Genomic DNA, 12,972 nt, shown 5'->3' on the forward strand with positions numbered 1-12,972 from the left:
AGCTGGCCTGTTGTATAACTGATTATCTAGCCGTGAAGGTTATGCAATAATCATTACTGAACAACTAAGCTTTGCCAAAAAAAGCATCTAAGTCATATAGCTCTATCATTTTGATGAGCTGCTCACTGGGGTTAACCAGTTGGCGAGTTACGCTTGGCTGTTGATTACTAGCATGATTTAATCTAACAAATGCCAGCAGTAATGCTACCCCAGCACTGTCAACGTATTCTAAGGCGGCCAAGTCTATCACTTGGGTTGAAGCAGTAAACAACTCTTGGCGTTTTGGCCATAATTGTTTCACTTCAACCTGGGTTAAACGGCCGCTAATAAAGCATTGCTGCTCTTGTTGATTAAAGGTAATCACGCTGCAGCGGCTTCTTTAGCTGGTTGACGATCAATTTTTTGCTTGGTTTTGTCATTTAGCATTGAAATCACGGCTTCAATGCCCTGTTGACGGATCAAGTTAGAAATTTCAGACTGTTTAGAGGCAAGTAAACTCACGCCTTCGGCCACTAAATCAAATGCTTTCCAGGTGTTGTCTTTTAAACGACGTGCTTTAAATTGAATCTTGATAGGTGGGCGACCTTTTTCAATAATTTGCACATTAATTTCAACAATTTTTTCTTCGCTGAAATCACTCGCAGGATCAAACTCAACCGCCTGGTCTGTGTATTCTGTTAACGCTTGCGCATAGGTGGCCACTAAATACCCTTCAAATGCTTCAACAAAACGATCACGCTGATCTGGCGTAGTATCACGTAAATACTGCCCCATCACTTTGTATGCAGCATATTTATAATCCACGTATGGCATCAATTCTTCGTTAACAATCACCTTAAGGTGACTTAAATCAGCGTCAATCATTGCTCTGTCTGTTTTAAAACGATCAAAGGTTTTATTGGCAACTTGTTTGATCATCACATATGGATTTGCGGTATCGATATCGTCATTGGCCGCTATCGCTGCAGAGCTTATTAGCGCACCGCCCACCAAACATAACGCAATAACACGACTAAAAAGTGCTTTCATTATAGAGCTCCTATTTATCTTTAGACGACATACTGTATAAAAGCTGACCAATTAAATCTTCTAGAATCAATGCGCCACGCGTGTCGTGGACTTTATCGCCATTCGCAAGCATGGCAATATCATCATCCATAAAGCCTGGGGTTAGGCCAATAAATTGCTCACCTAATAAACCTGAAGTCAAAATAGCTAAACTACTGGTTTCAGGAAACTGATCGTAACGCTTATCCATGGTCAATGTGACCACAGGGATCAACTTACGGGTATCAAGAGTAATGTCTGTCACTCGCCCCACGACCACACCACCGACTTTCACCGGAGATCGAACTTTTAAGCCACCAATGTTATTAAACTCGGCCACTAATGTGTAAGTTTGGTCATTTGATTGGACTTCAACATTGGCAACCTTAAATACCAACCCACAAAAGGCCAACAAACCTGACAATAAAAACACGCCTACTAGTAACTCAATTTTCCGTGTCAACATACTCTTAAACCACTTCAATTAAACTAAACAATGAAAAAACCTTAATTTCCGAACATGATTGCGGTTAGCAAAAAGTCCAGCGCTAAAACAGCTAAACTGGCCTGCACAACGGTAGATGTTGTTGCACGGCTAATGCCTTCTGGATTCGGTTGCACTTCATAACCTCTGTATAAGGCTATCCAAGTGACCACAACGCCAAAAATCACACTTTTAATCAAGCTATTAACAATATCTTGCTCCCACTCTACCGATGCTTGAAGAATAGACCAAAACGCACCACTATCGATACCTTTCCATTCAACACCCACCAGGTGACCGCCAAAAATGCCCACAAGGCTGAACATTAATGCAAGCAAAGGCATACTGATGACCCCAGCCCAAAATCGCGGTGCGATAATTTGCCTTAGTGGATCAATGGCCATCATTTCTAAACTCGATAGCTGTTCAGTGGATTTCATTAGACCGATTTCTGCTGTGAGTGCAGAACCGGCACGACCAGCAAACAACAGCGCAGCAACCACCGGACCCAATTCACGTAGTAAACTCAGCGCGACCATTGGGCCTAAGCTTTCTTCAGTGCCAAAACCAACAAGAATGTTGTATCCCTGCAATGCCAGCACCATACCAATAAATAAACCCGATACCAGTATGATTACCATCGAACGAACACCAAGCACATAAATTTGCTTGGTCAGTAACGGCAAACCTTTTTTGATATTAGGCACTCGAACAATAGCCCCCCACAGCATTAAGCCTGCTCGGCCGAGGCCTGACACCATTTTTAGTGCGTATTTGCCGATGCCGGCAATCTTATCAATTACGCCCACGCAATAACTCCTCTTGATAATCCTCGGCAGGATAATGAAATGGCACCGGACCATCTGGTGCGCCTTGGATAAACTGAATTAATTGCGGGTTATCAGACAAACGAAGTTGCTCTGGTGTTCCGTGTGCAATAACTTTTTTCTCTGCAATGACGTAAACGTAATCAGCAATACCTAACACTTCATCTACATCGTGCGATACCACAACTGAGGTGAGCTTTAAGGTATCTGAAAGCTCACGAATTAATTTCACCAGCATCCCCATCGAAATCGGGTCTTGCCCAGCAAAAGGCTCATCATACAAAATCATTTCAGGCTCAAGTGCAATAGCTCGCGCCAATGCTGCTCGGCGTTGCATACCGCCAGACAATTCGTTTGGCATTAAATATGCTGCGCCACGTAAACCTACCGCTTGCAGTTTCATTAATACAATCGAGCGAATAATCTCTTCAGGTAATCCTGAATGCTCGCGTAATGCAAATGCGACGTTATCGAATACATTAAGGTCGGTAAACATAGCACCACTTTGAAACAACATACTCATACGCTTGCGCAGCTCAAAGAGTTCTTCGCGCTTTAACTTATGAACATCATGGCCATCAAATAAAATTTGGCCACTGTCAGGTCTGAGTTGCCCACCAATCAATTTTAATAAGGTAGTTTTACCTATCCCACTTGGGCCCATAATGGCCGTCACTTTACCTTTGGGTATCGTGAGCGAAATATCTTTATAGATCACTCGCGAACCATGGCTAAACGCCAAATGGTTTATTTCGACCAAAGGGGAATTATTTGATTTACTCATATCAGGCATCGGTGTTGAGGAGATAACAACCTTCCTTAGAAAAAGATGAAGCGCAAATTGTACTGTAATTGTCCATTAAGCTACAACTATATCCATATAACCAATGCTCATTGTTAATACAATTATTGTGCAATGCTTTCAATTTAGTGAAAATCCAGCGAAAATGCCCGCTAATTATTTACCATCATAGGAATCACATGCTAGTTAATATCCTAATGTTAATTGCAGGCCTGGCTGTATTAGTGTGGAGTGCGGATCGATTTGTATACGGAGCGGCGGCATTTGCACGTAATTTAGGCTTGCCACCCATGTTGATTGGACTGACTATCGTCGCGATGGGTAGCTCTGCTCCGGAAATGTTCGTAGCGGCAACCGCTTCAATGGACGGCATGCGTGATACGGCTATCGGTAATGTTTTAGGCTCAAACATTGCCAATATTACCTTAATTTTAGGATTAACAGCATTATTAGGTGCGATTAGCGTCGGCTCCCAAACACTTAAGCGTGAAATACCATTGATGTTAGCCGCCACCGTTTTTGCTGGTTATGCGCTACATGATGGCTTGTTAACTCGTGCTGAAGGTATCATGCTTGCGATATTGTTTTTCGCATTAATGGGTTATTTCATTTGGCAAGCGACTCACAATAAAACCCCAGATGCCTTAGATGATGATCTTGAATCTGAGATCCCTAAAAACGTCCCCACCTTTCATGCTATCATTTGGCTTATAGTTGGTATTATATTACTCCCACTATCAGCAGGTTGGATGGTTGATGGCGCTGTTGGAATTGCTAAATTTTACGGGCTATCAGATTTAGTCATTGGTTTAACCATTATTGCTGTGGGTACCAGCTTGCCAGAACTTGCCGCCTGCGTTGCAGGCGTATTAAAAAAAGAAGATGATTTAGCGATAGGCAATATTGTTGGGTCAAACTTATTTAATATTTTAGCCGTGCTTGCCATACCGGGATTGATTTCACCAGGTGAGATAGATGCACAAGCCAGTGGTAGAGATTTTTACATGGTTTTAGGCACAAGTGCAGCGTTAGCTGTTTTAGTGTTATCTAGTGGCGCCAAAAAGCAACTTACCCGTTGGCATGGCGTCCTATTATTAATCACCTTTATTGCGTACCAAATTGTTGTATTTCAATCACATTAAGTTGGAGCGTAAAGGTTAAGCATTAAGCTAAAAGAGAGAGACACATGGTAGATCAAACTCAGTTTCGCCAATGGGGCCGCAAAGTCATCGATATTGAAAAAGCGGCATTAGATAATTTATATCAATATGTTGACTCAGTAGAGTTTGGTCAGGCTTGCGAACTGATTATGCAATGCAAGGGCAAAGTCATTGTCATGGGCATGGGTAAATCAGGTCATATTGGCAATAAAATATCGGCCACATTTGCCAGTACAGGCACACCAGCCTTTTTTGTCCACCCAGGTGAAGCTAGCCATGGAGATTTAGGCGCACTCGATAAAAATGACATTGTGCTTGCCATCTCCAACTCTGGCGAATCAAGTGAAATCCTGACCTTATTGCCTGTGATTCAACGCATGGGCGTTCCGGTCATCGCGATAACAGGAAAACCTGAGTCAAACATGGCAAGGCTCTCAAAAATTCATCTTTGTATTCAGGTACAGGAAGAAGCTTGCCCGCTTGGATTAGCACCAACCTCAAGTACCACCGCGACCTTGGCAATGGGTGATGCGCTCGCCATTGCGTTATTGCAAGCAAAAGGATTTACCCGGGACGATTTTGCTCTATCGCATCCAGGCGGTTCATTGGGCCGTAAATTATTATTAAAAGTAGAAGATGTTATGCATCAAGGCGAAAGCTTACCGAGTGTCAGCGATGACATCTGCATTACTGAAGCACTGTACGAAATATCGAAAAAAGGCCTTGGCATGACCGCGGTTGTCGATAAAAGCAATACTCTAGTCGGTATTTTCACGGATGGCGATTTACGCCGTATTATCGATGCTGAAGTTAATTTACGCACGACACCTATTTCGCAAGTGATGACCAAAAATTGTGTCACTAGCCCTAGCGGTATTTTAGCGGCACAAGCACTGCAAATCATGGAAGAACGAAATATTAACGGACTGATTGTCGTTAACCCACAACATCAACCGATCGGCGCGCTAAATATGCTCGATATGGTTAAAGCAGGAGTTATTTAATCATGTCAGACACAACCACTCACTCAGGTTTTTACGGCCCAATCAGCGACGATATTTGGCAACGCGCTAAAAAAATTAAATTGCTCATTTGCGATGTTGATGGCGTATTTTCTGACGGCCGAATTTACCTTAGTAATGCCGGCGAAGAGTTAAAAGCTTTCCATACACGTGATGGTTATGGCGTACGCTCAGTCCTCACAAGTGGCATTCATGTTGCGGTGATAACGGGCCGAAAATCCAAAATCGTTGAAACTCGCATGACCGCTCTGGGGGTAAAACATATTTACCAAGGTATCGACAATAAATTTGAACCCTTTGAGGCGTTATTGTCTTTGTACAATGTCACCCCTGACGAAGTGGCTTACATTGGCGATGACATGGTTGATTTACCCGTAATGAAAGCCGTTGGTCTGGCGGTTTGTGTGGCCGACGGTCACCCATTTGTCAAACAACATTGCCATATGACTACCAGTATCAATGGTGGCCATGGTGCCCTTCGCGAGCTCACTGATTTACTGCTTTTAAGCCAGGATAAATTTGCCAGTGCCCACGGTATGAGTATATGAATAGAGTCACCGTCGCGATTGCCGCATTCTTTGGCCTTGCCCTTGTGTTGTATTGGCAAGCTCAAGTAAAGCGCAGTGAAATGGAAGCAGTAAAAGTAGTCGGTATTGAACGACCAGACTTTATCGCCGATGACTTACGCACCACCGAATATAATGAAAAAGGATTAATTGCCAGTAAAGTTACCGCAAAGCATATGGAACATTATGCATCAAGCGATATCACCCACTTTACTGAACCCGTGTACTTAATTTACTCAGACAATAGCCAAGCACAATGGCAACTTAGTGCCGACAATGGCCAATTAAATAAACAGAGTAATAAAGTCAGCTTAGAAAATAATGTTATTATCGATGCAATTGATATTGAAGAACCTTTACAGTCTGTGACCACGCAAGCTGTAACCCTTGATTTATCGACCATGATAGGCAGTTCACAAGAGATGGTGTATATCAAAGGTAAAGGGTTTATGATTCAAGGTTTAGGCTTGCATGCTGACTTAAATACGCAAAAATTATCGCTACTCAGTAAAGTAGAAGGAACATATGAGTCACAATAATCGACATCCTCGCGCCAATGCCGCATTACTATTAAGTGGCTTACTTTGCTTGCTGAGCATTCCCGCAATGGCAAAACAAGGTGATCTCAAACAAGAATTGAAAATTGCTGCTGTAAGCCAGTCTGCTGACATTAAAAACAATCAAATTGTCTTCAATGGCCCCGTCACTATTGTACAGGGTACCATCAATATTAATGCCGACGAACTGCGCGCATTTACCCCTGAAAATAGCGTGTCAAAACGACTCATCGCAACGGGTAAACCCGCAACATTTTCTCAAGAACTCGACGACGGTAATATTGGTACTGCCAGCGCTAACGAAATCAGTTACGACCTCGCTACAACCACGCTGACATTAACCGGTAACGCTAAACTAGACCAGGCTGGCAGCCAGGTCACGGGTAACCTGATTAAGTACAATATTAAAGCCCAAGAGTTAATAGCTGAAAGCACAGGTAAAGGCCAAGATCGTGTCATCACGATTATTCAGCCAGAAAATTTCCAGGACGAGTCAGCACCCAAGCAAAAGCTGCCTGAGATCCCAGTCAACAAGCAGATCAAACCATGAGCCAAATTACCTTAACAGCTGAAAACCTAGCCAAAAGTTATAAAGCGCGTCAAGTCGTAAAAGACGTCAGCTTAACTGTAAAAACGGGGCAGATTGTCGGTTTACTTGGCCCTAATGGTGCCGGTAAAACAACTACGTTTTACATGGTTGTCGGTTTAGTTAAAAGCGATAAAGGCCGTATCTTAATTGATAACGACGACCTCACCGCCGATCCAATGCATCTTAGAGCGCGTAAAGGCATTGGCTACTTACCACAAGAAGCTAGTATTTTTCGTAAACTCACCGTGCACGACAATATTATGGCAGTGTTGCAAACTCGCAAAGAGCTCAGTAATGACGAGCGCATTGAGCAGCTGCAGCATTTACTCGAAGAGTTTCACATTACCCACATTCGCGACAGCCAGGGTATGTCATTGTCTGGTGGAGAACGTCGCCGAGTCGAAATTGCGCGTGCACTGGCGGCCAATCCAAAGTTTATTTTACTTGATGAGCCTTTTGCAGGTGTTGACCCAATTTCAGTTATCGACATTAAAAAAATTATTCAACAGCTAAAAAGTCGTGGGTTAGGGGTACTGATCACCGACCACAATGTTCGTGAAACACTCGATGTTTGTGAAAGAGCCTATATTGTAAGCCAGGGCAATTTAATTGCTGAAGGTACGCCTGAAGAGATCTTGAGCAATCAACAAGTTCGAGCAGTGTACTTAGGTGAACAATTCAAGCTATAGTTAGCCTATCTACTTCATCTCATTGAACGATACCTAAACAGTGCTAAACATCATTGACGTACGTGACAATCCATTACATTTTTTCGAGATTGTTATTTTTATGGAAATCATCTAGGGATAAGCGGTAAATGAAAGCGTCACTCCAACTTAAAATGGGTCAGCACCTTACGATGACCCCACAATTGCAGCAAGCCATCCGCTTGCTGCAGTTATCTTCATTGGAGCTACAGCAAGAAATCCAACAAGCACTGGACTCTAATCCATTACTTGAAATAGAAGATGAATTTTCTCAAGCTAAAGACCCATTAAAAGAAAGTCGCGATCAATCAGACACCGATTTCAGTGACAACAGCAATGTGAGTGTCGAAAAAGATACTTCAACTGTCGACACCACCGAATCCATCAGTAAAGAAACCATGGACGACATGCCCATGGACACCACCTGGGATGAAGTCTACACCGCCTCACCGATGTCAGGTTCTGGCAGTGCCAGCATGCGCGACGATGATATGCCTTTTCAAGGGGAAACCACTGAAGGCTTGTATGAGCACCTTGAGTGGCAAAAAAACTTAACTCCGTTTTCTGAGACCGATCTTGCCATCGCAACAGCCATTATTGATGCAATTGATGAACGCGGCTATCTCACTCAAAGCACCGAAGAAATATTAGAAGCGATGGGCGATGAAAGCGTTGAACTTGATGAGGTTCAAGCGGTATTAAAGCGAATTCAGCATTTTGATCCTGTTGGTGTTGCAGCACGTGACTTAAGCGAATGTCTACTCATCCAATTAGCTCAATACGCTAGTGACACGCCGCATATTGACAATGCGCGAATGCTCATTAAAGACTATTTGGATTTAATTGCTGGGCGCGACTTTAGATTGTTAATGCGTAAAACTCGCCTAAAAGAGGATGAATTACGCGATGCCATAACCTTAATTCAGTCTCTTAACCCACGCCCAGGGCTATTGATCACCGCGACCGATGACGAATACGTGATCCCAGATGTCACCGTGTTTAAAAAGAATGGCCGCTGGGTGGTTGAATTAAACCCAGATAACATGCCTAAAATTGGGGTTAATCAACAATATGCCGCTATGGCACGTAGCAGTAAAAACCCATCTGACACGCAATTTATTCGCGGGCATTTACAAGAAGCAAAGTGGTTTATCAAAAGCCTTGAGAGCCGTAACGATACCCTGTTAAAAGTAGCCCATTGCATTGTGCAATTTCAGCAGGGCTTTTTTGAATATGGCGAAGAAGCCATGAAACCTATGGTACTCAACGACATTGCAGAAGCGGTAGAAATGCACGAATCGACCATTTCGCGCGTGACCACCCAAAAATACATGCACACCCCGCGAGGACTATTTGAACTAAAATACTTTTTCTCTAGTCATGTCAGCACTGACGATGGCGGAGAATGTTCATCAACAGCAATCCGCGCATTTATTAAAAAGTTGGTTGCTGCTGAAAATCAGAAAAAGCCGCTTAGCGACAGCAAAATGGCGCAACTGCTGGCCGAACAGGGCATAAACGTTGCTCGTCGTACGATTGCAAAATACCGTGAGGCAATGCTGATCCCACCCTCAAACCAACGTAAGAGTTTATAAATCACTCAACAATGGAGAAGTGTAATGCAGATAAATTTATCAGGGCATCATGTTGAAATAACCGAATCTTTGCGTGAATACGTACAGGAGAAGTTTTCAAAGCTTGAACGGCACTTCGATCAGATCAATAATGTTCACGTTGTACTCAACGTAGAAAAGTTACAACAAAAAGCAGAAGCCAAAGTCAGCCTTAATGGCGGAGAGATTTTTGCAATGTCAGAACATACAGACATGTATGCAGCAATAGACGCCCTGATAGATAAGCTCGATCGTCAGGTAATTAAACACAAAGAGAAGTATACAAAACACTAACGATGGAACTTTGTACCATCCTGCAGCCGGAATGCACCACCTGTGCCACACCGGGCAGTAAGAAAAAGGTACTGGAACTTATCAGCGACTTAGTCGCTGCCCAGTACCCGACCCTGTCTTCGCAAGAGGTGTTTGAAAGCCTACTTGCGAGAGAGAAAATGGGTAGCACAGGTATAGGTAATGGTATTGCAATACCGCATGGCCGATTGACCACAATCGATCATCCTATTGCGATCTTTGTAAAGTGCGAAGAACCCATTGCTTTCGATGCCATTGATAAACAACCTGTCGATGTCTTATTTGCATTGTTAGTACCTGCAGATCAATGCCAGCAACATTTAAGCACCTTGTCGTCTATGGCCCAAAAGCTCAGCGACAAACAAGTGTTAAAACAGCTGCGCAAAATCCACGACTCAACAGAACTCTATCAGGTAATTACGGCATGAAACTTGTCATCGTATCAGGGCGCTCTGGCTCAGGTAAATCAGTAGCTTTACGAGTACTAGAAGATCTAGGCTATTACTGCGTTGATAACCTGCCATTACCGCTCATTGGCACCTTACTAGCACAATTAAAAGGCAGTAATGACCTTGTTGCCATCAGTGTCGATGTGCGCAATATCGCCGAACAAGGCAAAGTATTACAAGAGCAGCTTGAAATACTGCAACCTGATACCGAAATCATCAGTTTCTTTCTAAATTCAAGTGATAAAGTGTTACTCAAGCGCTACAGCGAAACCCGTAGATTACACCCACTATCAAAAAACCATATCTCATTACAAGAAGCGATTAAATTAGAAGGCCGTTTACTCGAGCCTATCGCTAAAATGGTTGATCATTATGTCGATACGTCAGCACTGAATATTTACGAGTTAAGCGATCAAGTCAGACAAATATTGCTCGGCAGTGTTGATAAAGAGCTGGTGATAAATTTTGAATCATTTGGCTTTAAACATGGTATGCCCACAGAAGCTGACTTTATGTTCGACGTGCGCTTTTTACCTAACCCACACTGGGAAATAGAATTAAGACCATTAACCGGTCTTGATGAGCCAGTGCAAGCATTTCTTGGCCGTCAGCCTTTAGTGAATAAGTTTATTTGGCAAATCGAAAATCTATTCGAAACCTGGATGCCACATCTAGAGCGTAATAATCGCAGTTATTTAACCATTGCGATAGGCTGTACTGGCGGGCAGCATCGCTCCGTTTATATCACCGATCAACTCGCAAAGCGGTTTAGACAAGGCAGTAAACACACTGTCAATGCACGCCACAGAGAGCTCAACATTAGTGAAGATAAGCTTTAGCCCTATGTGGAGTGCTAGTCATGCTTAAGCGCCAAGTGACCATCTCAAATAAATTGGGTTTACATGCCCGTGCAGCAACAAAGTTAGCCATATTAGCTGCTGACTTTGATGCTGAAATCACCTTAATCCAGGCCGACAAACAAGCCAGTGCAGCCAGTGTTTTAGGCTTATTGATGCTTGAGAGTGGCATCGGGAAAATGATCACCGTCACCGCGACAGGCCCTGATGCAGCGACAGCATTAGATGCTGTGTGTAATCTGATTAACGATAAATTCGATGAGTCCTGCTAGGGGATTATTATTTGACCGAGTCGACTGCACTTTATCAGAAATGTGTAGGCAAACTGTTAACCTAATTGAGGCTCGCGACGGCATTGATGTGTCGAGATGACTCGATATACCCCCACATTTTACCCCTACAATATACCCAACAAACTCATCTAGTGTAAAACGCTTAACCCACCATCCGTATCACACCGTGTCCTAATTTTGTCATTAACATGACCTTTTATTGCCATAAACGGTCGTCATAATGCTTCACAATGAACAATAAGAGCTAATCTATTTGTTCACCAAATTAGTGCAATTGCACCAATTAAAACAAACCGGCAAATATCAAAAAACAACAATAAAAGCATAAGCCATTGTAATAAAACAATTTAAAATAAATTAAAAAGTTGGCACACACTTTTCATATAGAGATTACATACCTACTAAGTAGTAGTTTGATTTTTAAGCAGTCCATTGTCATTTGTAGGAGATAGCGATGAGTAAAATGAACCTAGGTCAGAATATTAAATCAGTTAATGGCATGGTGGCTAAGCTGGTTGAACAATGCCGTCAAAACATTTTTTTCTTAGCGCATCTTGGTTGCAGCCAATGGGATGAAGTTGAATCCCGTTCTAGCAAATACAAATAAAGCATTAAGGAATCAATCTAATGAGTATTTCAACTGCAAGACAATACCCTATGGACTTTCAACATCAAGTGATTAGTGAAGTAAAAGTGCATAATCGCCTTTTATCTGATGTTGCTAAACAATATGGCGTATCGTCAAAAACGGTATACAAATGGGTTAAACACAGCGAAACCCGCAAAGCTGAAAACCGCGGTGCAATTGTGTCAGAGATCGCGCTTTTACAGCAAAAAATTACTCAGTTAAGTCAACAATTACAAACAATGGCAAGTTAAGCCAAACCCGTTTTGGCAAGGATGTATGAGTGTATTATCGGTTGGTTCCCCAGCAAACGGATAATACAAAGCAAATAGCAACAACATCATACTAATAATAAGCGCACAACATCTTGCATCCTTGCCGCTTTATTTTTTACCGTTAATGCCGTGTGTTGCTGTAACGAACATAGTCATTAACGCGACAGTTCAGGCGTTATTGGGTCCCCAGACTCTATATCCAATAACGTCATTTTTATTCGAGTAGATGCTGTGCGATTCATTTAACGCCGCTCTTCCCATGTTATGGCAAGGATGTTTGACCGTATTATCAACTCGCCCCCAGCATGTCGATAACACAGCAAACAGACTAATAACAATAAGCGCAAAACTTCTTGCATCCTTGCCGCTTTATTTTTTACCGTTAATGCCGTGTGTTGCTGTAACGAACATAGTCATTAACACAACAGTTCAGGCGTTATTGGGTCCCCAGACTCTATATCCAATAACGTCATTTTTATTTACGTAGATACAGTGTGGTTCATTTAATGCTGCTCTACCCATGTTATGGCAAGGATGTTTGACCGTATTATCAACTAGCCCCCAGCACGTCGATAGCACAGCAAACAGACTAATAACAATAAGCGCACAGCATCTTGCATCCTTGCCGCTTTATTTTTTACCGTTAATGGCCGGCGAGCCTGTTACAAGGCCCCGCAATTAACACAACAGTTCAGGCGTTATTGGGTCCCCAGACTCTATATCCAATAACGTCATTTTTATTTACGTAGATACAGTGTGGTTCATTTAATGCTGCTCTACCTATGTT

The 12,972-nt window shown here is 42.7% G+C and carries 18 protein-coding genes; 13 read left to right on the forward strand and 5 right to left on the reverse strand.

Going from position 1 to position 12,972, the window contains the following annotated elements; translation table 11 throughout:
* Positions 1-64: 64 nt before the first annotated feature.
* Genes GQA99_RS04620 through GQA99_RS04640 form a run of 5 tightly spaced genes read right to left on the reverse strand, consistent with a single transcriptional unit; the run spans position 65 to position 3,151 of the window.
* Positions 65-364 carry an STAS domain-containing protein gene (locus tag GQA99_RS04620; protein WP_160052687.1) on the reverse strand — a complete coding sequence of 100 codons (300 nt, stop codon included), beginning with the start codon at positions 362-364 and terminating at the stop codon, positions 65-67.
* On the reverse strand, positions 361-1,029 hold the full coding sequence (locus GQA99_RS04625) for an MlaC/ttg2D family ABC transporter substrate-binding protein (protein WP_160052689.1): 669 nt from the start codon (positions 1,027-1,029) through the stop codon (positions 361-363). The genes GQA99_RS04620 and GQA99_RS04625 overlap by 4 nt, the downstream gene beginning before the upstream one ends.
* Positions 1,030-1,039: 10 nt before the next feature.
* Positions 1,040-1,513, reverse strand: a complete 474-nt coding sequence (mlaD, locus tag GQA99_RS04630; protein ID WP_160052690.1) for an outer membrane lipid asymmetry maintenance protein MlaD — start codon at positions 1,511-1,513, stop codon at positions 1,040-1,042.
* A 41-nt stretch (positions 1,514-1,554) separates the two neighbouring features.
* A complete protein-coding gene (mlaE, locus tag GQA99_RS04635) occupies positions 1,555-2,340 on the reverse strand; it encodes a lipid asymmetry maintenance ABC transporter permease subunit MlaE (RefSeq protein ID WP_160052691.1) in 786 nt (261 codons plus the stop codon).
* On the reverse strand, positions 2,327-3,151 hold the full coding sequence (locus GQA99_RS04640; RefSeq protein WP_373291409.1) for an ATP-binding cassette domain-containing protein: 825 nt from the start codon (positions 3,149-3,151) through the stop codon (positions 2,327-2,329). The genes mlaE and GQA99_RS04640 overlap by 14 nt, the downstream gene beginning before the upstream one ends.
* Positions 3,152-3,339: 188 nt before the next feature.
* Here GQA99_RS04640 and GQA99_RS04645 point away from each other — a divergent pair, with 188 nt between their 5' ends.
* The 13 genes from GQA99_RS04645 (at position 3,340) to GQA99_RS04705 (ending at position 12,164) form a co-directional block, all read left to right on the forward strand.
* Positions 3,340-4,302 (forward strand): calcium/sodium antiporter, encoded by a 963-nt coding sequence (locus GQA99_RS04645; protein WP_160052693.1) that lies wholly within the window; start codon positions 3,340-3,342, stop codon positions 4,300-4,302.
* A 44-nt stretch (positions 4,303-4,346) separates the two neighbouring features.
* Entirely contained in the window at positions 4,347-5,324 is a 978-nt protein-coding gene (locus tag GQA99_RS04650) for a KpsF/GutQ family sugar-phosphate isomerase (protein ID WP_160052694.1), read from the forward strand.
* A 2-nt stretch (positions 5,325-5,326) separates the two neighbouring features.
* Entirely contained in the window at positions 5,327-5,890 is a 564-nt protein-coding gene (gene kdsC / locus GQA99_RS04655; RefSeq protein ID WP_160052695.1) for a 3-deoxy-manno-octulosonate-8-phosphatase KdsC, read from the forward strand.
* Entirely contained in the window at positions 5,887-6,447 is a 561-nt protein-coding gene (gene lptC, locus GQA99_RS04660) for an LPS export ABC transporter periplasmic protein LptC (RefSeq protein ID WP_160052696.1), read from the forward strand. Before kdsC ends, lptC begins: the two co-directional genes overlap by 4 nt.
* Positions 6,434-7,015 carry a lipopolysaccharide transport periplasmic protein LptA gene (gene lptA, locus GQA99_RS04665; protein ID WP_160052697.1) on the forward strand — a complete coding sequence of 194 codons (582 nt, stop codon included), beginning with the start codon at positions 6,434-6,436 and terminating at the stop codon, positions 7,013-7,015. Before lptC ends, lptA begins: the two co-directional genes overlap by 14 nt.
* Entirely contained in the window at positions 7,012-7,743 is a 732-nt protein-coding gene (gene lptB / locus GQA99_RS04670; protein WP_160052698.1) for an LPS export ABC transporter ATP-binding protein, read from the forward strand. The genes lptA and lptB overlap by 4 nt, the downstream gene beginning before the upstream one ends.
* A 128-nt stretch (positions 7,744-7,871) precedes the next feature.
* Positions 7,872-9,356, forward strand: a complete 1,485-nt coding sequence (locus GQA99_RS04675; RefSeq protein ID WP_160052700.1) for an RNA polymerase factor sigma-54 — start codon at positions 7,872-7,874, stop codon at positions 9,354-9,356.
* Positions 9,357-9,380: 24 nt separating this feature from the next.
* Positions 9,381-9,668, forward strand: a complete 288-nt coding sequence (gene hpf / locus GQA99_RS04680; RefSeq protein WP_160052701.1) for a ribosome hibernation promoting factor — start codon at positions 9,381-9,383, stop codon at positions 9,666-9,668.
* A gap of 2 nt (positions 9,669-9,670) precedes the next feature.
* Positions 9,671-10,114: a PTS IIA-like nitrogen regulatory protein PtsN gene (ptsN, locus tag GQA99_RS04685; protein WP_160052702.1), complete on the forward strand. Its 444-nt coding sequence runs from the start codon at positions 9,671-9,673 to the stop codon at positions 10,112-10,114.
* A complete protein-coding gene (gene rapZ, locus GQA99_RS04690) occupies positions 10,111-10,974 on the forward strand; it encodes an RNase adapter RapZ (protein ID WP_160052703.1) in 864 nt (287 codons plus the stop codon). The genes ptsN and rapZ overlap by 4 nt, the downstream gene beginning before the upstream one ends.
* Positions 10,975-10,994: 20 nt before the next feature.
* Positions 10,995-11,264 (forward strand): HPr family phosphocarrier protein, encoded by a 270-nt coding sequence (locus GQA99_RS04695; RefSeq protein ID WP_160052704.1) that lies wholly within the window; start codon positions 10,995-10,997, stop codon positions 11,262-11,264.
* A gap of 475 nt (positions 11,265-11,739) precedes the next feature.
* A complete protein-coding gene (locus GQA99_RS04700; protein ID WP_160052705.1) occupies positions 11,740-11,892 on the forward strand; it encodes a hypothetical protein in 153 nt (50 codons plus the stop codon).
* Between the two features lie 20 nt (positions 11,893-11,912).
* The gene (locus tag GQA99_RS04705) at positions 11,913-12,164 is read left to right on the forward strand and encodes a transposase (RefSeq protein WP_160052706.1); all 252 of its coding nucleotides are present in this window, start codon (positions 11,913-11,915) and stop codon (positions 12,162-12,164) included.
* Positions 12,165-12,972: the final 808 nt, after the last annotated feature.

It is taken from the genome of Shewanella litoralis (assembly GCF_009828585.1).
Classification (GTDB): Bacteria; Pseudomonadota; Gammaproteobacteria; order Enterobacterales; family Shewanellaceae; genus Shewanella; species Shewanella litoralis.

Excerpts from the sequence above, each read along its gene's own strand:
- GQA99_RS04625 (WP_160052689.1), bottom strand. The coding sequence starts at position 1,029 with ATGAAAGCACTTTTTAGTCGTGTTATTGCGTTATGTTTGGTGGGCGGT.
- mlaD (WP_160052690.1), bottom strand. The coding sequence starts at position 1,513 with ATGTTGACACGGAAAATTGAGTTACTAGTAGGCGTGTTTTTATTGTCA.
- GQA99_RS04640 (WP_373291409.1), bottom strand. The coding sequence starts at position 3,151 with ATGCCTGATATGAGTAAATCAAATAATTCCCCTTTGGTCGAAATAAAC.
- GQA99_RS04645 (WP_160052693.1), top strand. The coding sequence starts at position 3,340 with ATGCTAGTTAATATCCTAATGTTAATTGCAGGCCTGGCTGTATTAGTG.
- GQA99_RS04650 (WP_160052694.1), top strand. The coding sequence starts at position 4,347 with ATGGTAGATCAAACTCAGTTTCGCCAATGGGGCCGCAAAGTCATCGAT.
- kdsC (WP_160052695.1), top strand. The coding sequence starts at position 5,327 with ATGTCAGACACAACCACTCACTCAGGTTTTTACGGCCCAATCAGCGAC.
- lptC (WP_160052696.1), top strand. The coding sequence starts at position 5,887 with ATGAATAGAGTCACCGTCGCGATTGCCGCATTCTTTGGCCTTGCCCTT.
- lptA (WP_160052697.1), top strand. The coding sequence starts at position 6,434 with ATGAGTCACAATAATCGACATCCTCGCGCCAATGCCGCATTACTATTA.
- lptB (WP_160052698.1), top strand. The coding sequence starts at position 7,012 with ATGAGCCAAATTACCTTAACAGCTGAAAACCTAGCCAAAAGTTATAAA.
- GQA99_RS04675 (WP_160052700.1), top strand. The coding sequence starts at position 7,872 with ATGAAAGCGTCACTCCAACTTAAAATGGGTCAGCACCTTACGATGACC.
- hpf (WP_160052701.1), top strand. The coding sequence starts at position 9,381 with ATGCAGATAAATTTATCAGGGCATCATGTTGAAATAACCGAATCTTTG.
- ptsN (WP_160052702.1), top strand. The coding sequence starts at position 9,671 with ATGGAACTTTGTACCATCCTGCAGCCGGAATGCACCACCTGTGCCACA.
- rapZ (WP_160052703.1), top strand. The coding sequence starts at position 10,111 with ATGAAACTTGTCATCGTATCAGGGCGCTCTGGCTCAGGTAAATCAGTA.
- GQA99_RS04695 (WP_160052704.1), top strand. The coding sequence starts at position 10,995 with ATGCTTAAGCGCCAAGTGACCATCTCAAATAAATTGGGTTTACATGCC.
- GQA99_RS04700 (WP_160052705.1), top strand. The coding sequence starts at position 11,740 with ATGAGTAAAATGAACCTAGGTCAGAATATTAAATCAGTTAATGGCATG.
- GQA99_RS04705 (WP_160052706.1), top strand. The coding sequence starts at position 11,913 with ATGAGTATTTCAACTGCAAGACAATACCCTATGGACTTTCAACATCAA.